The sequence below is a fragment of the Aeromonas sp. QDB54 genome (assembly GCF_027707385.1).
Classification (GTDB): Bacteria; Pseudomonadota; Gammaproteobacteria; order Enterobacterales; family Aeromonadaceae; genus Aeromonas; species Aeromonas hydrophila.
On sequence record NZ_JAPCIT010000031.1, the window covers coordinates 17,494 to 37,570 of the forward strand.

Sequence of the window (20,077 nt, forward strand, 5' to 3'; positions counted from 1 at the left end):
AAGGGTTTTCCATCTGTTCTTGCGCCTCGCCATCCCCATATGGAGGGGCGATTGGCGGCAGTCAGAAAGTGCCTGGCCATTGTTCGGCTTTTTTTGGTGTTATTCGCCATTTTGATCTCTTCTCACGCTACCAAACAGGAGCAACAGCAGATCCTGCTATGGGTTTGTGCTGCTCTGTCACATATGACAGGCAGCAATCTTGAACGTGCCAACTAGTGTAGGAGCGCCGGGCAACGGACCCGACGTGTAATCTTCATCGACTTAAGGAAAAGACGGATGAACAAAGTCTATTTGGCCGTGGTATTGGCCTGCTGGGGAAGCGCAGCGCTGGCTGCAGAACAGGTGGATGTGCATCAGGTAGCGGGCATTCAGGGGGCGCCGAGCGGTGCTGCCGGGGTGAGTGCGCTGGCAGGGGATGGCGAGTTTCGTCAGGTGCGGGCGGTCAAGCTGCCCAACGGTCAGCAGCGGGTGCGTTATGAGCAGACCTGGCACGGCATCCCGGTCTGGGGTCAGGTGCTGGTGGCCGAGCAGTCCCTCGGCGGGCAGATAAGCCAGGTCTCCGGCCAGATCCTGCGCCAGATCGATGCCGACGTGGCCAGCCCGACCGCCGCCCTGTCGCCGGCCGATGCCGCCAGCAAGGCGCGGGCCGGGGCCAAGGGCAGCAACGAGCGGGTCAAGCTGTTCGTGATGCAGGATGAGGCAGGTCAGGCCCGCCTGGTCTATCTGGTCTCCTGGTTGGCGGCGAGCGACGAGCCAAGCCGCCCCTTCGTGGTGATCGATGCCCAGAACGGCAGCGAGCTCAAGCGCTGGGAAGGGATCAATCACAAGGACGCCACCGGCCCGGGTGGTAACGTCAAGACCGGCAAGTATTTCTACGGCGCCGACTTCGGCCCGCTGCTGGTGGACGACAACTGCCGGATGACCAGCCCGAACGTGGACACCCTCAACATGAATCACGCCACCACGGGCGGCGCCATTCATCAGTTCACCTGCCCGGAGAACACGGTCAAGGAGATCAACGGCGCCTACTCGCCGCTCAATGACGCCCACTACTTCGGCAACGTGGTGTTCGACATGTACCGCAACTGGTACAACACGGCGCCGCTGACCTTCAAGCTGAAGATGCGGGTGCACTATAGCCGCAACTACGAGAATGCCTTCTGGGACGGCAGCCAGATGACCTTCGGCGACGGCGCCACCACCTTCTACCCGCTGGTGAGCCTGGACGTGGCGGCCCACGAGGTGAGCCACGGCTTTACCGAGCAGAACTCCGGGCTGGTCTACTCCGGTCAGTCGGGCGGCATCAACGAGGCCTTCTCCGACATGGCGGGGGAAGCGGCCGAGAACTTCATGAAGGGCAGCAACGACTGGCTGGTGGGCGCCCAGATCTTCAAGGGCAACGGCTCGCTGCGCTACTTCGAGGATCCGACCCGGGACGGCAGCTCCATCGGCCATGCCAGCGACTACTACGATGGCATCGATGTGCACCACAGCTCAGGTGTCTACAACCGCGCCTTCTACCTGCTGGCCAACACCAGCGGCTGGAACACCCGCAAGGCCTTTGAAGTGTTCGTGCTGGCCAACCGCCTCTACTGGGGCGCCAACACCACCTTCGATCAGGGCGCCTGCGGCGTGACCAAGGCCGCCACCGATCTGGGCTACAGCGTGACCGACGTGGCGGCGGCCTTCACCACTGTGGGGGTCAATGCCTCCTGTGGCGGTACCACGCCGCAGCCGGGTAGCGTGCTGCAAAACGGGGTGCCGGTGAGCGGTCTCTCCGCTGCCAAGGGTGGCAAGCTGAACTTCACCATCGACGTGCCGGCCGGCAAGAGCCAGCTGGTGATCGCCAGCAGTGGCGGTACCGGCGATGCGGATCTGTATGTGAAGTTCGGCAGCGTGCCGACCAGCAGCAGCTATGACTGCCGCCCCTACAAGAGCGGCAACGCCGAGACCTGCACCCTGAACTCGCCCAAGGCGGGGACCTGGAACGTGCAGCTGAGCGCCTACAGCGCCTTCTCTGGGGTGACCCTCAAGGCCAGTTACTGAGCCTGAGCCACTGCAAATAGAGAGGGAGCGCCGGACTTGTCCGGCGCTTTTTTTATGCGGATTTGCCCGCCCAGCGCCGGGCCAGGGTACGGGCGGCCTCCAGTACCCGCTCCTTGGCGGGATTGGGCCGTTTTCCACTGCGCCAGGCCATCATCACATCCCAGTGATCCGGCGGCAGATCCACCACGTCCAGTTGCACCAGCCGGCCGAACTCCAGATCCCGGGCGATGGCGAGCGCCGGCATCAGGGTGATGAAGCCGTGCTCCAGCGCCAGCTCCCGCGCCGCGCTGGCGGGCTGGATGGCGTGCAGCGGGCTCGCCACCTGGCGCAGCAGGCGCAACTGCAGGATCAGCTCGTCGCAGCCGGTACCCCACTGCTGGGGGGCCAGCCGCTCGTTGGCGATGTCCTGCAGGGTCAGCCCCTGCCGCCCGGCCAGCGGATGGGTGGCACAGGCCACCGCTATGATGGGGGAGCGATAGAGCAACTCGAGTTGGATGCCGGCGATGGCCGGGCACTTGAGGATGAAGCCGACGTCGGTCTCGCCGGTCAGCAGCTCCTGCATGATGATGCCGGAGTGATCCGTGTTGCAGCGGATCTCGAAGGTCTCGTCGACCAGTGCCAGCAGCAGGGGGCCGAACACCACGGTCGTCAGGGAGGGCAGGCAGGCGAGCCGGATGCGCGGCAGCGCCGGCGCTCCCTGCATCGCCAAGCGACCCCCTTCCAGCGCACTCAGTGCCGCACTCGCGGCGGGCAGGAACTGCTCGCAGGCCGGGGTGGGGGTGGCGCCGCGCCGGTGGCGACGAAACAGGGGCTGGCCCAGATCCTGTTCCAGCACGGCGATCCGCTGGCTCACCATGGGTTGTGACCAGCCGCGCACGGCGGCCGCCTTGCTGAAGCTGCCGCGATTGACCACATCCAGCAGCAATTGCAGATCGTCGAGGGTCATAGCCATAACATAATCCAATATAAAATATAGCCAGTTGTCGGCTACCACTATATCTGGCGTCCTTCCAGAATAGCAGTATCAATCGTTGTGCTTTGGCATATTGCCATATCGGTTCAGGGGCTTGTTGCACCTTGAGCCCGTTTGGTGACGGCGTCATTCGGGCGATGAGACGAATTAATCGGAATGTCATCAGAAAGCAGGGGACGGGTAGTCATGGTGGAGCGGGCGAGGCGGTTGGGGCGGTGGTTTTTGGCGTTGGATTCCCTGTTGGTGATCCTGGGGTTCTTCGTGGTGATGCCCATGATCAGCCTGCGCTTCGTGGATCAACTCGGCTGGGCGGCCGGGGTGGTGGGGCTGGCGCTGGGATTGCGCCAGCTGACCCAGCAGGGGCTGGGCATTCTGGGCGGCTCGCTGGCGGACAAGTTCGGCGCGCGGCCACTCATCGTGGGTGGCATGCTGCTGCGGGCGGCGGGGTTTGCCAGCCTGGCCTACGCCCAGAGCGGGCTGGAGCTGATCCTCTCCTGCGTCATCTCGGGACTGGGAGGCTGTCTGTTCGATCCGCCTCGCGCCGCGCTGGTGATCAAATTCACCCGGCCCCGTCAGCGGGGGCGCTACATCTCCTTGTTGATGATGCTGGAGAGCGCCGGCGCCGTGGTGGGGGCCCTGCTCGGCAGCTGGCTGCTCAACTTCGACTTCGAATATGTCTGCCTGCTGGGGGCCGGCCTGTTTGTCTGCGCCGCCCTGTGCAACCTGCTGATCCTGCCTGCCTACAAACTCTCGGTGCGACCGACCCCGATCCGCGCCGGTCTCGGCCAGGTGCTGGCCGACAAGGCGTTCTGCCGGCTGGTACTGATCCTGAGCGGCTACTACGCGCTCTGGGTCCAGGTGATGCTGATCTTCCCCATCCTGGTCAAGCAGATGGCGGGCACCACCACGGCGGTGGGCTGGATGTATACCCTGGAGACCGCCATCTCGCTGGCGCTGCTCTATCCGCTGGCGCGCTATGGCGAGCGCCACTTCAAGCTGGAGAGCCGCTTGATGGCCGGGGTGCTGCTGATGACCACCGGCATCGGGCTGGTGGCCTTTGCCAACACCCTGCCTGCGGTATTCATGCTGCTGGCCTGCTTCTATCTGGGGATCGTCATCGCCGAACCGGCGCGGGAGACGCTGATGACCAAGCTCGCACAACCGGGAGCACGCGGCAGCTACATGGGCTTCAGCCGGCTGGGGCTGGCGCTGGGGGGCATGACGGGTTACGTGGGGGGCGGCGCGCTGCATGACTACGCCATGCTGCAGGGTCAGCCCTGGTTACCCTGGTTGGTGCTGGGCACGGTGGGGGTGACGACCTTGCTGCTGCTGGTGAACTGCTTTCACCGCGAGCCGAGTCTGGCGCGGGTTGACATCTGACGGGCAATAAAAAACCGGCCGCTGGGCGGCCGGTAAAAAATACAGTAGGCAATTCAGGGAAGACTTAGAAGTTGTACTGCAGGGCCACGGCGACCACGTCGTCGGTGTTCTTGCCCAGCGAGTTGGTGTGGGATTTATCGCCGTTGTTGTCCAGCAGGTTGATCTTGTAATCAACGTAGGCGTTGAAGTTGTCGGTGAAGTTGTACCAGGCACCGATGGAGACGTACTCGGTGGCGGTGTCATCGATGCCGTGGGCGCTGTCCTTCACGTCGGTACGCAGGTAGGCCAGGGACGGCTTGAACTTGCCAAAGGCGTACTGGGCGACGGCTTCGTAGCCATCCATCTTCTCGGCATAGCCGTTGTAGTGGGAAGTACTGACGTACATGTGGTCTTCACCGTGGGAGTAGGTGGCAGCCAGGTAGAGGTCGCCGACGGCGTACTTGGCACCGACGCCGTACAGCTTGGCGTCGCGGTCACCACCGAAGTCGGCGTTGGCGGCCTGCTCGTCGGTCTTGCCAGCCTGGTTGTAGGCGGTACCCAGGCTCAGGCCCATGTCGAAGTCATAGTTGGCGGACACGGCGAAGCCTTCAGCGGAACCCTTCGGATTCCAGGTGCTGTTGGCGCCAGTCAGGTTGGAGCGATCGGCATTCTGCGGATCGTTGTTGCCGGTGAACTGGGCACCCAGGGTCAGGCCCTGATAGGTGTAGATGTACTGGGCCAGGCCGTTGGTACGACCGGTACCGAACACTTCGGTGTCCTTGCCCAGACCGTCACCACCCCACTCTGGCAGCACGTCGGTGTAGTTGTTCACGGCTTTGGTGAACAGACCATCCTGACGGCCGTAGCTGAAGGCACCGAAACGATCGTGCTTGATGCCGGCGTAGGCATAACGCAGCTCGTCGTTGTCGGAGCCGGAGACCGGCAGGTTGTATTCAGCGAAGCCGAACGCGGTCAGCTCGTTGTCGATCTTAGTTTCGCCGGCAACGTGCAGACGCAGGTAGCTCTGGTCACCTTCAGAACCGTTGTCATCAGTGCCGTAGTACATGCCTTGAGCGCGACCACCGATGTCGAGTTTGGTGTCGTTCTGGTTGTAGACGGTAGCGGCTTGCGCACCACCGGCCAGCAGCACGCTGGAGATGGCCATGGTCAATGCTGTCTTTTTCATTGTTCGTTCCTCTGGTGTAAACACTGTCGGACCTGTGCTCGGCCCTGTTGATCGGTTTCTGTTCCGATGCCCCAGAGTAGATCTGCGAACCTTGATAGAAACTGAAGCGCACAAGGATTAATTAATGATTTGACCTGAAAAGCAGGCATAAAAAACGGCCCGAACAGGGCCGTTTGCGTGTTTGTGGAATTAAATGCTGGTTAGAGCATCATGCCACCGAAGAAGAAGCCCAGCGCCACGGCGATGGCGATGGTGGCAACACCCGGTACGAAGAAGGGGTGATTGAATACCGCCTTGCCGATACGGGTGGAGCCGGTGTCATCCATTTCGACCGCGGCCAGCAGGGTCGGGTAGGTCGGCAGCACGAACAGGGCGCTCACGGCGGCGAAGGAGGCGATGGCGGTCAGCGGGCTGACACCCAGTGCCAGAGCGGCCGGCATCAGGGCCTTGGTGGTGGCGCCTTGTGAGTAGAGCAGCATGGCGGCGAAGAACAGCACCACGGCCAGCAGCCAGGAGTACTGATTGAGCAGGTCGCCGGCGATCAGCTGGATGGTGTCCATGTTGCCTTTCACGAAGACGTTACCCAGCCAGGCCACACCCAGTACGCAGATACAGGCGGACATGCCGGACTTGAAGGTCGGCATGTTGGTGACCTGGGTGGCGTCCAGCTTGCAGACCAGGGTCATGATGGTGGCCGCGGCCAGCATGATGCCCATGATGGCGCCATCACGGGGGATCGGCGGGTTGGCGATCAGGCCCACTTTACCGGAGATGGCGGTGGCGTAGGCCATCACGGCCACGATGGCGGCGATGAAGATCCAGACCGACACCTTGGCGTAAGGCTTGAGCTCCAGCTTGGTGGTGCCGCGCAGCTTGATCAGCCCCTTGGCCTTGCGCTCCAGGTAGACTTCGTCCTGGTCGAGCGGCTTGCCCAGCATGTTGGCGACGAAGGCACCGAGGATGCAGGCGATGAAGGTGGAGGGGATGCAGATGGCCAGCAGAGTCAGGTAATCCACGCCAAACGGCTCAAGCATGCCGGAGAAGGCAACCACGGCCGCGGAGATGGGCGAGGCGGTGATGGCGATCTGGGAGGCGATGACGGCGATGGAGAGCGGACGGGACGGACGAATGCCCTGTTCTTTGGCCACTTCGGCGATCACCGGCAGGGTGGAGAAGGCGGTGTGACCGGTACCGGCCAGCATGGTCATCAGATAGGTGACGACCGGTGCGGCGAAGGTGATGTATTTGGGGTTCTTGCGCAGGGCTTTCTCGGCCAGGGAGACCAGATAGTCCATGCCACCGGCCAGTTGCATACAGGCAATGGCACAGATGACGGACGCGATGATCATGATCACGTCCCAGGGGATGTAGGTGACCAGCTGGTCGCTGGGAATTGGCATCCCCAGACCCCAGGTCAGTACCAGTACCCCCAAACCACCGGCAAAGCCGATGCCGATGCTGCCTATCCGGGCCCCCAGATAGATAGCGGCGAGCACGACAAGTAACTCGATTCCAATCATAGCGAACACTCCATTTTCCAGTTTTTTTAGGTTTTATTTGGCAGAAAAGCCAATTCCCGATGGGGCTGGGCAAGACCTATCGGGAACTGACTTTATGGGCCGGGATAAACCCGGCCCATTTGCTCGCTTATACGGTGGCTTCGCGGGTATAACGCTTGGCTTTGTATTGCGGGTTCATCAGGTTCTCGATGGAGAGAATTTCATCCAGCTGCTCGGCGGTCAGCAGGCCGCGCTCCAGCACGACTTCACGGACGTTCTTGCCGGTCTGAGCACAGATCTTGCCGACAATGTCGCCTTCGTGGTGGCCGATGAAGGGGTTCAGGTAGGTCACGATGCCGATGGAGTTCAGCACGTGGTTCATGCAGATTTCCGGGTTGGCGGTGATGCCTTCCACGCACTTCTCGCGCAGGGAGATGCAGGCTTTTTCCATCAGGCTCAGGGATTCGAACATCGCCTGACCGATCACCGGCTCCATGACGTTCAGCTGCAGCTGACCGGCTTCGGCGGCGAAGGTGATGGTGACGTCGTTGCCGAATACCTTGAAGCAGGACTGGTTGACCACTTCCGGAATGACCGGGTTGACCTTGGCCGGCATGATGGAGGAGCCAGCCTGCATTTCCGGCAGGTTGATCTCTTTAAGTGCGGTACGTGGGCCGGAGGAGAGCAGACGCAGGTCGTTACAGATCTTGGAGAGCTTCATCGCCATGCGCTTGATGGCGCCGTGCAGCATCACGTAGGCGCCGCAGTCGGAGGTCGCTTCGATCAGATCTTCAGCCGGGACATAGGCACGACCGGTGATCTCGGCCAGGCGCTTGATGGCCAGGGCGGAGTACTCGGGCGGGGTGTTCAGGCCGGTACCGATGGCGGTGGCGCCCAGGTTCACTTCCAGCAGCAGTTCCTGGCAACGCTTGATGGACTTGATCTCTTCGCGCAGGGTGACGGCGAAGGCGTGGAACTCCTGACCCAGGGTCATCGGCACCGCATCTTGCAGCTGGGTACGACCCATCTTCAGGATGCCCTTGAACTCGGCGGCCTTGGCATCGAAGGCGGCGATCAGTGCTTCCAGGGCGTGCAGGGTGGTGTCGGTGCTGTTGACCACGGCCACGCGGAAGCCGGTGGGGTAGGCATCGTTGGTGGACTGGCACTTGTTGACGTGGTCATTGGGGTTGATGACGTCGTAGCGACCCTTGGCCAGGCCCATGATTTCAAGGGCGATGTTGGCCAGTACTTCGTTGGTGTTCATGTTGACGGAGGTGCCGGCACCACCCTGGTAAACGTCGACCGGGAACTGGTCGAAGCATTTGCCGGTGTTCAGCATCAGGTCGCAGGCTTCTACGATCTTGTCAGCAATTTCAGGACGGATGGTACCCAGTTCGCCGTTCGCCAGGGCGGCGGCCTTCTTGGTCAGTACCATGCCGCGGACGAATTCCGGAACGTCAGAAATCTTCTGAGTGCTGATCTTGAAGTTCTCAACGGCGCGCAGGGTATGCACACCGTAGTAGAGATCGTTGGAAACTTCTTTGGTGCCCAGCAGGTCTTCTTCAATGCGGACGTTCTTGATGTCGCTCATTGTAATGCCTCAGAAATCAGATAAATGGAAACGATCCTCACCGAGTGGTCGCGAGTTCCTTACGCACGGTTCATCCTGAAGCACCACACATCGAGTGGGGCGGTTGGGGGCTTTTTTGCCCCCTTAATTACTGGCGTCGATATTACCCCAATTGAGGTATCTGATATTAGACCTGGATCACTAAATTTGAGACAACCTCAAATAACTTGTGGTCATTAAACAGATAATGCAATCAACCGATTTACTTTGACAGAACAATGACTTCAATCACAGTCTGGCAGGCCGGTTTTTCTGCGGATCCGGCGCCCCGTCACCCTGTGGACTTGAAAAATGCGCGTCACCCCCCATTTTAATCAACAGGAACCGATACCATGGCGGGTTGGCAACGGCATCAACGGTTGTGGCACTTCGCCAGCGGTTCATTCACATTCATCCGCACTGAGGTTGTTATGGGCAAGTTGTTTCTATTGTTGGTCGGTCTGGTGGTGCTTGAGCTCACCGTGATGATCGAGGTCGGCTCCGTGATCGGTGCCTTGCCGACCGTCGGCTTGCTCATTCTGACGGCGGTGCTGGGCTCCTCGCTGGTGCGCAGCGAAGGGATCAAGACTCTGTTCAACGCGCAGCAGAAGATGCAGCAGGGGGAGATGCCGGGGCGTGAGGTGATGGGGGGCATGATGCTGGCGCTGGCCGGTCTGCTGCTGATCATCCCGGGTTTCGTGACCGACTTCTTCGGCATCCTGTTGCTGCAGCCCTGGCTGCGCAACAAGCTGGCCGACAAGCTGATCGGCAGCAACCAGTTCAAGATGCAGATGGGCGGTTTTCAGGCCCGTCAGCAGCCGTTTGACGAGGTGCCGGGCAATGACCAGCCGGGTCAAGCTCCGCGCAGCGGCACCACCATCGAAGGGGAGTTCGAGCGCAAGGAGTAACTGCTGCGCTTACTTCCCAGCCATCAGGGCCTGCCCTGATGGCACAACTGCTCGAAGCGGTGGCGGGCATACCACCAGGCCAGGGTGCCCGCCGCCAGATTGGCCACGAGAATGCCCAGATAGATCCCCTGCTCCCCTCCCAGTTTCGCCCCCAGCCAGGCCCCTGGCAGCAAGAAGACAAACAGCCGCAACCCGTTGAACAGGAAGGAGACGCTGGAAGCCCTCACGCCATTCAAGGCGGACGCGAGCAGCATCACCATGCCCTGAAAGCCGTAACCGATGGGCACCAGGTGCAGATAGAGCACGATGAGGCGCACCACCTGCGGATGACTGCTGAACAGCTCGGCGATGAAGGGAGCCAGCAGCCAGGTCAGTCCGTATACCGCCAGCTGGAACAGCAGGGCAAAGCGCATGCAAAACTGCAGCGCCGCCTTGGCACGGGCCGGGTTGCCCGCCCCGCAGTTCTGCGAGATGAAGGGGGCCAGCACGGAGGAGAGCGCCATCATCACGATAAGCAGCAGGGCCTCCATTCTCGATGCGGCGCCGTAGGCGGCCACCACTTCCGTCCCCAACCCGGCGAAGATGGTCATCAGCACGGCGTTGGCCAGTGGATTGAGCATGTTGGTGAAGGAGGCGGGCACCGCCACGTGCAGCAGGGCGCGCCAGTGGGCCAGCAACTGCGGACGCGGGGAGAGGCGCCAGCGCAGCAGTCCTTCCCGGTGGCGCAATATATAGAGGCTGACCAGCATGGCCATCAACCAGGAGAGGGAGGTGGCGATGGCGGCGCCGCGGATCCCCCATGCGGGGAAGGGGCCTATGCCGAAGATGAGCAGGGGATCCAGCACGCCGTTGACCAGCCCGGCCACCGTCATCACCAGGCTGGGGGTCTTGGTATCGCCGGTAGCCCGGATGGCGGCATTGCCCACCATGGGCAGCACCAGCATGGGGACGGTCAGATACCAGATCAGCATGTAGTCGTAGATGAGGGCGATCAGCTCATCGCTGGCGCCGAGCAACCGGAACAGCGGGTGTATGGTCAGCGCCCCCGCCAGGGCGATGAGGGTGACCAGCAGCACGGCCAGAAACAGGTTGTCGGTGGTGATGCGGGCGGCTTCATCATGCTTGCCCTGGCCGAGCGCATGACCCATCACCGCAGAGAGGCCGGCCCCCAGTCCCATCGCCAGCGAGGTGACCACGAAGGTCACCGGAAAGGTGAAGCTGATGGCGGCCAGCGCCTGGGTGCCCAGCATGCCGATGAAGAAGGTGTCGACCAGGTTGAAGGCGAGAATGGCGACGATGCCGAGGATCATCGGACCCGTCATGCGCAGCAATACGGACGTCATGGGGGCAGTCAGCAGGGGATTGGGTCGGGTCACGGGCTCGTCTCTGTACGTCTGGCGGAGTTCTGGCTGCGGGCAGCACAAACCGGTTTCCTGACCGGGACTTCGGGAGATCCATCGAAGACGTTCATAGTACGTGAAAATATTTTTTTTGTATTTGCCCTTGAAGGGTTAACAAACGTGCCCCACATCGGAGACATATCTAATTTGGCCAGGAATGGCCATTCCTCAAAGCAACACAGAGACTCATTTTGGGAGAGTTATCGATGAAAATTCGTCCACTGCACGACCGCGTCATCATCAAGCGCATCGAAGCTGAAGCCAAATCCGCTGGCGGCATTGTCTTGACTGGTACTGCGGCCCAGAAGTCCACCCGTGGTGAAGTTCTTGCCGTGGGGACTGGCCGAATTCTGGATAATGGCGATGTCAAAGCCCTCGCCGTCAAGGTTGGTGACAAGGTGATCTTCAACGAAGGCTACGGTGTGAAGACCGAGAAGCTGGATGGTCAGGACGTACTGATCCTGTCTGAAACCGACATCTTGGCGATTGTCGAAGAGTAATCCACCCTTTCCCCCTGCGAATTGATTGAAGGATTGAAGAAATGGCAGCTAAAGAAGTCAAGTTTGGCAACGAAGCACGCAGCAAGATGCTGGAAGGCGTAAACATCCTGGCCGATGCCGTCAAGGTGACCCTGGGCCCGAAAGGCCGCAACGTGGTACTGGACAAGTCCTTCGGCGCGCCGACCATCACCAAGGACGGCGTCTCCGTTGCCCGTGAAATCGAGCTGGAAGACAAGTTCATGAACATGGGCGCCCAGATGGTCAAGGAAGTTGCTTCCAAGGCCAACGACGCCGCCGGTGACGGTACCACTACCGCTACCGTACTGGCTCAAGCCATCGTCAACGAAGGCCTGAAGGCCGTTGCCGCCGGCATGAACCCGATGGATCTGAAGCGCGGTATCGACAAGGCCGTAGTGGCCGCCGTTGCCGAGCTGCAAGCGCTGTCCCAGCCGTGTGCTGACAACAATGCCATCGCTCAGGTCGGCACCATCTCCGCCAACTCCGACGAGAAAGTGGGCAAGCTGATTGCCGAAGCCATGGACAAAGTCGGTCGTGACGGCGTCATCACCGTTGAAGACGGTCAGGGTCTGGACGACGAGCTGGCCGTGGTAGAAGGCATGCAGTTCGATCGTGGCTACCTCTCCCCGTACTTCGTCAACAAGCCGGAAACCGGTGCCGTTGAGCTGGACGATCCCTTCATCCTGCTGGTCGACAAGAAAGTCTCCAACATCCGTGAAATGCTGCCGGTGCTGGAAGGCGTAGCCAAAGCGGGCAAGCCGCTGATCATCGTGGCCGAAGACGTGGAAGGCGAAGCGCTGGCGACCCTGGTGGTCAACACCATGCGTGGCATCGTGAAAGTCGCGGCCGTCAAGGCACCTGGCTTCGGTGACCGTCGCAAAGCCATGCTGCAGGATATCGCCATCCTGACCGGTGGTACCGTGATCTCCGAAGAAGTGGGCATGGAGCTGGAAAAAGCGACCCTGGAAGACCTGGGCCGTGCCAAGCGCATCGTCATCACCAAAGAGAACACCACCATCATCGATGGCGTGGGTGATGCATCCCTGATCGAGAGCCGTGTGGCCCAGATCCGTCAGCAGATCGAAGAGACCTCTTCCGATTACGACCGCGAGAAGCTGCAAGAGCGCGTAGCCAAACTGGCTGGCGGTGTTGCGGTGATCAAGGTTGGCGCTGCCACCGAAGTCGAGATGAAAGAGAAGAAAGCCCGGGTTGACGACGCCCTGCACGCGACTCGCGCCGCAGTAGAAGAGGGTGTGGTTGCCGGTGGTGGTGTTGCACTGGTACGCGTGGCCGCCAAACTGGCTGGCCTGCGTGGCGACAACGAAGACCAGAACGTGGGTATCAAGGTCGCTCTGCGCGCCATGGAAGCCCCGTTGCGCCAGATCGTCATCAACGCTGGTGAAGAGGCCTCCGTCATCGCCAACGCGGTGAAGAACGGTGAAGGTAACTTCGGTTACAACGCCTACACCGAACAGTACGGTGACATGCTGGCCATGGGTATCCTGGATCCGACCAAGGTGACCCGTTCTGCCCTGCAGTTCGCCTCTTCCATCGCCGGCCTGATGATCACCACCGAGTGCATGATCTCCGAGCTGCCGAAGAAAGATGCCCCTGCCATGCCTGACATGGGCGGCATGGGCGGCATGGGCATGATGTAATTCAGCCCTGGTTACCAAACGGCTCGCTTTTGCGGGCCGTTTTTTTTATGGCGACTAAACTGAGTCTATTGTCAGTGACTTAATCAGAGGTGAGTATGCGTGTACTGGGTTTGATTCCATTACTGTTTTCTCTGGCCATGCCGGTGATGGCACTTGAGGCGCCACAGGGGCCCGTCATTTTGAAGGTGACCGGTAATGTGCTGCCGGCCGAAGCAACGGAGGGGGTGGTCTCCTTCGATCTCGCCATGCTCAAGGCCCTGCCGCAGCATGAGATAGTGACCAGCAATCCCTGGGTCGACAAACCACACAAATATGTGGGGCCCAAGCTGGCCGATGTCTTGGCTGCCGTCGGTGCGGATGGCAAGGCGATCACCTTGACGGCCTTGAACAGTTTTCAGATCAGGATCAACTGGGATAAGGTCAGGCAATACGACCCGATTCTGGCCTGGCAAGATGACGGGGTCACCATGCGGGTACGGAATAAGGGACCGCTTTGGTTTATCCTACCGCTGGATCAGTATCCCGAGCTGAAACGCTCTGAGTTTACCGACATGATGATTTGGCAACTGAATGCCATTGATATTCAGCATTGATGTAGCGGCTTGCGGGAGTACGAGTGAAAGCAAAGACCAAGGCGTGGCCTTTACTCATCGTTCTTTACCTATCCATCCTGTTGTTTACGGGAAGCACCCTCTATTGCCTCGCGCAGATACAGAATGCGACCCGAGTGATGGAGAGGTACACCTATGACGTCTCCTGGGCCCTGATGCAGTTGCAACTGGAGTTGGGGCGCTTCCTCAACTCCGTCGAGATCTACCATTATGGCGGCATCGATCACGATACCCTGATGCTGCGCTACGACATCCTGTGGAGCCGTACCCCCATCCTGCTCAGTGGCCAGTTGCGTCAGAGCATGAAGGACAAGCAGAAGACCTTGCGGCTGGTGCAGTTGATCGAAAGCAATATCCGCGAGATGGAGCCCAATATCACCAATCTGAAGGCGGGGACACCCGATTATCAGCAGATATTGATGCGCCTGGTTCCTCTGCAGGAGCCACTCTCCTATTCTCTCGCCTCCGTGATGCAGAAGAACATCAACGTCTATTCAGGCAATGACAAGCGCTTTGGCCAACTGCGCAATGCGCTGCTGTTCATGGTGTCAGGGCTGGTGCTGTCGGTGATGTTGCTGAGCGGCTTGCTGATCCGTGAGGCCCGCCGTCATTTCAGGGCGGCGCGGATCGATCCCCTGACCGGGCTCTCTAACCGGTTGGCCTTGTTGGAGAAGATGGAGTCCTACGCCACCAAGGAGACGCCGTTTGGCTTGGTGCTGGTGGACATCAACGATTTTCGCGACATCAACAGCAAGTTCGGCTACAACACCGGTGATTTCCTGCTGCAGGAGCTGGCAAAGCGAATGCGCAGTTTGTGTGAAAACGGTGAGTGGGTGGCCCGGCTGGGCGGCGATCAGTTTGCCATGATCCAGCGTGAAAGCAGTGACCTGCGCCAGGTGAGGGAGCTGGTGGCCCGCCTGCTGCATGCACTCAAGCAGGACATCATCATCGACAACTATCCGTTCCGCCTGGAGGTGGGCATCGGTATCGCCTTCTTCCCGATGGACAGCAAGCAGACTCAAGAGCTGCTCAGCCGGGCCGAGCAGGCCTTGTTTCACAGCCGCAAGACCCATGTGCCATACGTCATCTACGACAACTCGTTGCTCAATGAAACGGCGCGCCGCAAGCATTTGGCAAGCGACATGATCATGGCGCTCGAGCACAATGCACTCGAGCTCTATTACCAGCCCATCGTCAATCTCGAGAGTGGCCGCTGCGAGGCGGTGGAAGCCTTGCTGCGCTGGCGTCACCCTGAATTGGGTTTCATTCCACCCAACGAGGTGATCCAGGTTGCCGAGGAGTTCCAGCTGGCCGAGAAGCTGGGCAGCTGGGTATTGAACACGGCCTGCGAGCAGCTCTATCAGTGGCAGCAACTGGGTTTGGTTGATTTGCAGATGTGCGTGAATATCTCGCCCGGCATGTATCAGCGCAATCTGTTGAAGCTGGTTGCCAAGGCCCTGATGGACCACCATATTCCTGCCGCCAGTCTGGTGCTGGAGGTGACGGAAGACACCACCATGCGCGAGGTGAAAAACTCCCTGCAACTGATGCAGGACCTCAATCAGCAGGGGGTACAGCTGGCACTGGATGACTTTGGTACCGGCTACTCCTCGCTCAGCTATCTGCAGAAGCTGCCGGTCAGCAAGGTGAAGATCGATCGCTCCTTCATCCAGGGGATCGATACGTCCATCGAGGCATCCGAGCTGGTCGCCAACATCTGCCGGATGGGTTCCATGCTGGGCAAGAGTCTGGTGTGTGAAGGGATAGAAACTCAGGCTCAGCTCGACGTGTTGCGCACCCTCACTGATATTCATCTCTATGGTCAGGGCTATCTGTTCAGCCGCCCAGAACAGGCGGAGAAGGTTTATCAAACACTGCTGGAGATGGAAGAGGAGTGGCTGGAGCGACGCCAACCCGACAAGGCGTATTTAATTTAGCCAAAATGGCTCATGCTTGGTCCAAGATGGCCGATAGTCTTAAAGCAGGAGGTACACCATGGATATATCTAGTTCTGCATCTGCGTCATTTGGTTCTGCATTGATGACGGCCAGCCTGGCCAAGAAACAACAGACCCAAGAAGGTGAATCTGCATTGAAACTGCTGCAAACAGCAGCTCAATCAGCACCGGTTGCACCGACATCGGCCAACGCTTCTCTGGGAAGTAACATCGATATTCGCGTCTGACCCTAACGAAAAAGCCCCCATCCAGTCGATGGGGGCTTTTTTATGTCTGCGATATCGCGATGTCTATCTTGGCTCAGACCGGAAAAGGGGCTGGCGCCTCGAAGGTCATCCGCTCGCCGCTGCGGGGGTGGCTGATGGTTAGACTGGCCGCATGCAGGTAGAGATGGGGGGCAGCCGCCAGCGCATCCGGATGGGCGTAGAGATTGTCACCCAGAATCGGGTGCCCCAGCTCCAGCATGTGGACGCGCAACTGGTGCGAGCGACCCGTGATGGGAGTCAGCTTGATCAGGCTGTTACTATTCTCTACCTTCAACTTTTCCCACAGGGTAAGAGCGTGACGGCCCTCCTCGTGGTCCACCTTCTGCTTCGGGCGGTTGGGCCAGTCGACGCAGAGCGGCAGGTCGACCTGACCCGACGCTGCCTCCGGCTCGCCCCACACCCAGGCGAGGTAGTGCTTCTCGGTCTCGCGCTCGCGAAATTGCCGACTCAGCTCCCGATGGGAATTGGGATTGAGGGGAATGACAATGACGCCAGTGGTGGACATGTCGAGGCGATGAGCCGCCGCCGCCTTGGGGTGCTGCTGTTTCACCCGATGCAGGACGCTGTCTTCATTCTCGGGGCCGCGCCCGGGGACGCTCAGCAGGCCAGTGGGCTTGTTGACCACCATGATGTCCTTGTCCTTGAACAGGATATCGAGCCAGGGTTCCAGAGGCGGTGAGTATTCAAACATAAATGTCTCGCATCAGAAGGTGGGGGCAAGCCCCCATCAGTTATGAGTAACCACAATCATAAAGGGCATGGCATCCGGCATGGGCCGGTCATGTCTCTTCAGTATCGCGTCAGTTATGGGTGACCACGATAAAGCGGATGGCATCCAGCTTGAGTTGGGTCTGATCGATCAGGTGGTGCAATTCTGCCTGCAGATTGCGCAGATAATCCAGTTCGCTGTCGCGCACGTTCGGGTTGACCGCCTTGAGCGCTTCCAGTCGATCCAGATCCTGTTGCAGGGTCTGCGCCATCTGGGCGCGGGCCTTGTCGACAATCCCGCCTTTCAGCTCTTCGGCAATGGCCTGGCCCTTGCCAATCAGACCGTGGATCACCGGTTGGGAGGCGGTGACCAGCTTGCTGCCGAGGTGGCGATTGACCGGCGTCAGCTGGCGGTTGAAGGCATCGAACGCCACTTTCTCGCCCAGATTCTGGCCGTTCTTGTCCATCAGCAGACGGATTGGTGTTGGCGGCATGAAGCGGTAGAGCTGGGGATGGGCCGCAGACTCGGCAACGAAGATCAGCTCAAGCAGGATGGAGCCGATGGGCAGCGCCTTGTTCTTGAGCAGGGCGACCGAGGTCGCACCGATCTCGGAGCCCAGGATCAGGTCGATACCGCCACGCATCATGGGGTGATCCCAGGAGAGCAGCGCCATGTCATCCCGCGACAGAGCGGTGTTGCGATCGAAGGTGATGGTCATGCCATCTTGCGGCAGGCCCGGGAAACTGGAGACCAGCATGTGATCCCCCGGGGTCAGCACCAGCGCGTTCTCGCCACGGTCATCCTGATTGACGCCGATCTCGTCGAACATCTTGAGAGCGAAGGAGATCATGCCGGTGTCGTCATCTTCGGCGGCCAGCTTGTCGACCAGCTGCTGGGCTGCGGCGCCACCGCTGGAGTGGATCTCCAGCAGGCGATCGCGACCCTGTTCCAGCCGGGCCTTGAGCGGCTCGTGGAGTTCGCGAGTCTTGACCAGCAGGGCGTCGAGGGGGGCCTGATCGCCTGTGTTGGCGGCCAGCAGCTCGAACAGCTCGTCACGTACCGCTTCGAATACCGGGCGGGCCGTCGGGCAGGTCTGCTCGAATGCATCCAGACCATCGTGATACCAGAGCTGCAGGGCGCGCTGGGCAGTTCCTTCCAGGTAGGGCACGTGGATCTCGACGGTATTCTGCTGACCGATGCGATCCAGTCGGCCGATACGCTGTTCCAGCAGATCCGGGTTGAGCGGCAGATCGAACAGCACCAGATGGCTGGCAAACTGGAAGTTGCGACCCTCTGAGCCGATCTCGGAGCAGAGCAGTACCTGAGCGCCCCCCTCTTGCTGAGCGAAATAGGCTGAGGCCTTGTCTCGCTCGAGGATAGACATCCCTTCGTGGAACACGGCACCACGGATCCCTTCACGGGTACGCAGCGCCTCTTCCAGCGCGATGGAGGTGGCTGCTTCGGAGCAGATCACCAGTACCTTCTGCTGGCGGGCAGAGAGCAACAGCTCCAACAACCATTCGACGCGCGGGTCGAACTGAGTCCAGGTGGCGTTGTCGCCTTCGAATTGCTGGAAGATCTTCTCGGGATAGAGGTAGCGCAGGGCGCGGGTCTGCAGATCGCCGCCATTGCCACCCATCATGCCCATCACCTTGATGGCGGTCTTGTACTGCTCCGGCAGCGGCATGGGGTAGACGTTGAGGTGACGCTCGGGGAAGCCCTGAATATTGGCGCGGCTGTTACGGAACAGCACCCGGCCGGTGCCATGCTGATCCAGCAGCTTGGCGACCGCCTGTTGACGGGCGGCTGCATCGCTTAAGTCCAGCCCTTTCAGCTGGCTGGCGAGGATCTGCCTGGCTTCATCGCTCAGGGTCTCGCCATCCAGCAGTTCTTGCGCCGCGCTGGCGACCTGACCGTAGGCTTGCTCCTCGGCGAGGAAGGCCTCGTAGTCGTAGAAACGCTCCGGGTCGAGCAGGCGCAGACGGGCAAAGTGGCTCTGGTGGCCCAGCTGATCCGGGGTGGCGGTCAGCAGCAGCACGCCCGGCACCTGTTCGGCCAGCGCTTCTACCATTTCGTAGGCACGGCTCGGCGCTTCCTCACTCCACTCCAGATGATGGGCTTCGTCGACGACCAGCAGATCCCACTCGGCCTCCAGCACCTGTTCGAAGCGACGACGCTTCTTGCGCAGGAAGTCGAGGCTGCAGATCACCAGCTGTTCGGTCTCGAAGGGGTTCTCCGCATCGGCGAACGCCTCGATGCAGCGCTCCTCGTCAAACAGAGAGAAGTGCAGGTTGAAGCGGCGCAGCATTTCGACCAGCCACTGGTGCTGGAGAGTCTCGGGCAGCAGAATAAGCACGCGATGGGCGCGGCCGGAGAGCAGTTGCTGGTGAATGATCATGCCCGCTTCTATGGTCTTGCCCAGACCCACCTCATCGGCCAGCAACACGCGCGGGGCGTAGCGGTGACCCACTTCATGGGCGATATAGAGCTGGTGTGGGATCAGGCTGACCCGGCCACCGGCCAGACCGCGAGTCGGGTTGCGGCGACGCTGGTGCTGGTTGATCAACGCCTCGTAGCGCAGGGTAAAGCGGGACATCCGATCGATCTGGCCGGCGAACAGGCGATCCTGCGGCTTGTTGAACTTGATGAAGTTGTTGAGAAACACTTCCTTGAGGGCAACGGGCTCATCATTGTCGGTACGCACACCGACATATATAAGCAGGCCGTCTTTCTCCTGCACTTCTTCGACCGTCATGGTCCAGTCTTCGTGACTGGTTATCTGATCGCCCACATTGAAGCTGACCCGAGTCACCGGCGCCTCTTCTTTGGCATACATGCGGTTTTCACCGGTAGCCGGAAACAACAAGGTAACCATGCGTCCTTCAACAGCAACGACAGTCCCTAACCCCAGATCCGTCTCTGTATCACTAATCCAACGCTGGCCAAGTGCAAAAGGCATTAAACTCTCCAAAGCCCAAGAGTGTGTGAATCGCAAAGGGGCGCTATGTTACCCGAAGGCGTGAGCGCGATCACCATGGATATAGAGGTGGCAGGTGTCATTCATCGGGTGGGGCGAACCGACGTGCTCACCTATGGCTAAAGATAGAGGGGTGTTGCTATATAAAGGCAGACTTGCTGAATAAGTCATCTGTTTGGGTGATTATTGAACGGTCGAACTGATTTCTCGAATTTAATTCGAAAACCCTCTTGCAAGCGTGATCCAGATCCCTATAATGCGCCTCCATCGACACGGCAAGCGGCAACGCAAACAACCGGGTCGGTAACCTCGAAAAGCCTTTGCAAATAAGGCTTGACTCGAGAAGGCGGTTGAGTAGAATGCCACTCCCGCAGCAGCCAAAAGCTGCGTCGCTCTTTAAC

Annotated in this window: 15 protein-coding genes; 8 read left to right on the top strand and 7 right to left on the bottom strand. The window is 60.0% G+C overall.

Features of this window, described 5'->3' with window-relative positions:
- Positions 1-276: 276 nt before the first annotated feature.
- Complete coding sequence (locus PG881_RS21535; protein WP_011704796.1) at positions 277-2,046, top strand: M4 family metallopeptidase; 1,770 nt, start codon at positions 277-279, stop codon at positions 2,044-2,046.
- 52 nt (positions 2,047-2,098) lie between these two features.
- On the opposite strand, the gene PG881_RS21540 is transcribed toward PG881_RS21535, so the two are convergent.
- Complete coding sequence (locus PG881_RS21540) at positions 2,099-2,998, bottom strand: LysR family transcriptional regulator (protein WP_024946193.1); 900 nt, start codon at positions 2,996-2,998, stop codon at positions 2,099-2,101.
- 207 nt (positions 2,999-3,205) lie between these two features.
- Between PG881_RS21540 and mdtH the strand changes: the two genes are divergently transcribed.
- The gene (gene mdtH / locus PG881_RS21545; RefSeq protein WP_219255980.1) at positions 3,206-4,399 is read left to right on the top strand and encodes a multidrug efflux MFS transporter MdtH; all 1,194 of its coding nucleotides are present in this window, start codon (positions 3,206-3,208) and stop codon (positions 4,397-4,399) included.
- 64 nt (positions 4,400-4,463) lie between these two features.
- Here the strand turns inward: mdtH and PG881_RS21550 are convergent, their stop codons facing one another.
- From PG881_RS21550 to aspA, 3 genes are all read right to left on the bottom strand, one after another.
- The gene (locus PG881_RS21550; protein ID WP_270802782.1) at positions 4,464-5,564 is read right to left on the bottom strand and encodes a porin; all 1,101 of its coding nucleotides are present in this window, start codon (positions 5,562-5,564) and stop codon (positions 4,464-4,466) included.
- Between the two features lie 200 nt (positions 5,565-5,764).
- Positions 5,765-7,084 carry an anaerobic C4-dicarboxylate transporter gene (locus tag PG881_RS21555; RefSeq protein ID WP_011704800.1) on the bottom strand — a complete coding sequence of 440 codons (1,320 nt, stop codon included), beginning with the start codon at positions 7,082-7,084 and terminating at the stop codon, positions 5,765-5,767.
- A gap of 127 nt (positions 7,085-7,211) precedes the next feature.
- On the bottom strand, positions 7,212-8,654 hold the full coding sequence (gene aspA / locus PG881_RS21560) for an aspartate ammonia-lyase (RefSeq protein ID WP_011704801.1): 1,443 nt from the start codon (positions 8,652-8,654) through the stop codon (positions 7,212-7,214).
- Between the two features lie 449 nt (positions 8,655-9,103).
- Between aspA and PG881_RS21565 the strand changes: the two genes are divergently transcribed.
- Positions 9,104-9,580: an FxsA family protein gene (locus tag PG881_RS21565; RefSeq protein ID WP_024946196.1), complete on the top strand. Its 477-nt coding sequence runs from the start codon at positions 9,104-9,106 to the stop codon at positions 9,578-9,580.
- A 23-nt stretch (positions 9,581-9,603) separates the two neighbouring features.
- Here PG881_RS21565 and PG881_RS21570 read toward each other — a convergent pair whose 3' ends face one another.
- A complete protein-coding gene (locus PG881_RS21570) occupies positions 9,604-11,004 on the bottom strand; it encodes an MATE family efflux transporter (RefSeq protein WP_270802784.1) in 1,401 nt (466 codons plus the stop codon).
- Between the two features lie 182 nt (positions 11,005-11,186).
- Here PG881_RS21570 and PG881_RS21575 point away from each other — a divergent pair, with 182 nt between their 5' ends.
- The 5 genes from PG881_RS21575 to PG881_RS21595 all read left to right on the top strand — a co-directional run bounded on the left by PG881_RS21575 (position 11,187) and on the right by PG881_RS21595 (position 15,951).
- Positions 11,187-11,480 carry a co-chaperone GroES gene (locus PG881_RS21575; RefSeq protein ID WP_005309514.1) on the top strand — a complete coding sequence of 98 codons (294 nt, stop codon included), beginning with the start codon at positions 11,187-11,189 and terminating at the stop codon, positions 11,478-11,480.
- 41 nt (positions 11,481-11,521) lie between these two features.
- Positions 11,522-13,156 carry a chaperonin GroEL gene (gene groL, locus PG881_RS21580; RefSeq protein ID WP_011704804.1) on the top strand — a complete coding sequence of 545 codons (1,635 nt, stop codon included), beginning with the start codon at positions 11,522-11,524 and terminating at the stop codon, positions 13,154-13,156.
- A 95-nt stretch (positions 13,157-13,251) separates the two neighbouring features.
- Positions 13,252-13,749, top strand: coding sequence for a hypothetical protein (locus PG881_RS21585; RefSeq protein ID WP_016349563.1), 498 nt, complete (start codon positions 13,252-13,254; stop codon positions 13,747-13,749).
- 23 nt (positions 13,750-13,772) lie between these two features.
- Positions 13,773-15,704 (top strand): putative bifunctional diguanylate cyclase/phosphodiesterase, encoded by a 1,932-nt coding sequence (locus PG881_RS21590; protein WP_017410616.1) that lies wholly within the window; start codon positions 13,773-13,775, stop codon positions 15,702-15,704.
- 58 nt (positions 15,705-15,762) lie between these two features.
- Entirely contained in the window at positions 15,763-15,951 is a 189-nt protein-coding gene (locus PG881_RS21595; RefSeq protein WP_073348952.1) for a hypothetical protein, read from the top strand.
- 73 nt (positions 15,952-16,024) lie between these two features.
- Here the strand turns inward: PG881_RS21595 and rluA are convergent, their stop codons facing one another.
- Together rluA and rapA are read right to left on the bottom strand one after the other, a co-directional pair.
- On the bottom strand, positions 16,025-16,681 hold the full coding sequence (gene rluA / locus PG881_RS21600) for a bifunctional tRNA pseudouridine(32) synthase/23S rRNA pseudouridine(746) synthase RluA (RefSeq protein ID WP_270802787.1): 657 nt from the start codon (positions 16,679-16,681) through the stop codon (positions 16,025-16,027).
- 109 nt (positions 16,682-16,790) lie between these two features.
- Positions 16,791-19,658, bottom strand: coding sequence for an RNA polymerase-associated protein RapA (gene rapA / locus PG881_RS21605; RefSeq protein WP_270802789.1), 2,868 nt, complete (start codon positions 19,656-19,658; stop codon positions 16,791-16,793).
- Positions 19,659-20,077: the final 419 nt, after the last annotated feature.

Bases quoted from the DNA above. Each gene is read 5' to 3' on its own strand.
- PG881_RS21535 (WP_011704796.1), top strand. From the start codon at position 277: ATGAACAAAGTCTATTTGGCCGTGGTATTGGCCTGCTGGGGAAGCGCA.
- PG881_RS21540 (WP_024946193.1), bottom strand. From the start codon at position 2,998: ATGGCTATGACCCTCGACGATCTGCAATTGCTGCTGGATGTGGTCAAT.
- mdtH (WP_219255980.1), top strand. From the start codon at position 3,206: ATGGTGGAGCGGGCGAGGCGGTTGGGGCGGTGGTTTTTGGCGTTGGAT.
- PG881_RS21550 (WP_270802782.1), bottom strand. From the start codon at position 5,564: ATGAAAAAGACAGCATTGACCATGGCCATCTCCAGCGTGCTGCTGGCC.
- PG881_RS21555 (WP_011704800.1), bottom strand. From the start codon at position 7,084: ATGATTGGAATCGAGTTACTTGTCGTGCTCGCCGCTATCTATCTGGGG.
- aspA (WP_011704801.1), bottom strand. From the start codon at position 8,654: ATGAGCGACATCAAGAACGTCCGCATTGAAGAAGACCTGCTGGGCACC.
- PG881_RS21565 (WP_024946196.1), top strand. From the start codon at position 9,104: ATGGGCAAGTTGTTTCTATTGTTGGTCGGTCTGGTGGTGCTTGAGCTC.
- PG881_RS21575 (WP_005309514.1), top strand. From the start codon at position 11,187: ATGAAAATTCGTCCACTGCACGACCGCGTCATCATCAAGCGCATCGAA.
- groL (WP_011704804.1), top strand. From the start codon at position 11,522: ATGGCAGCTAAAGAAGTCAAGTTTGGCAACGAAGCACGCAGCAAGATG.
- PG881_RS21585 (WP_016349563.1), top strand. From the start codon at position 13,252: ATGCGTGTACTGGGTTTGATTCCATTACTGTTTTCTCTGGCCATGCCG.
- PG881_RS21595 (WP_073348952.1), top strand. From the start codon at position 15,763: ATGGATATATCTAGTTCTGCATCTGCGTCATTTGGTTCTGCATTGATG.
- rluA (WP_270802787.1), bottom strand. From the start codon at position 16,681: ATGTTTGAATACTCACCGCCTCTGGAACCCTGGCTCGATATCCTGTTC.
- rapA (WP_270802789.1), bottom strand. From the start codon at position 19,658: ATGCCTTTTGCACTTGGCCAGCGTTGGATTAGTGATACAGAGACGGAT.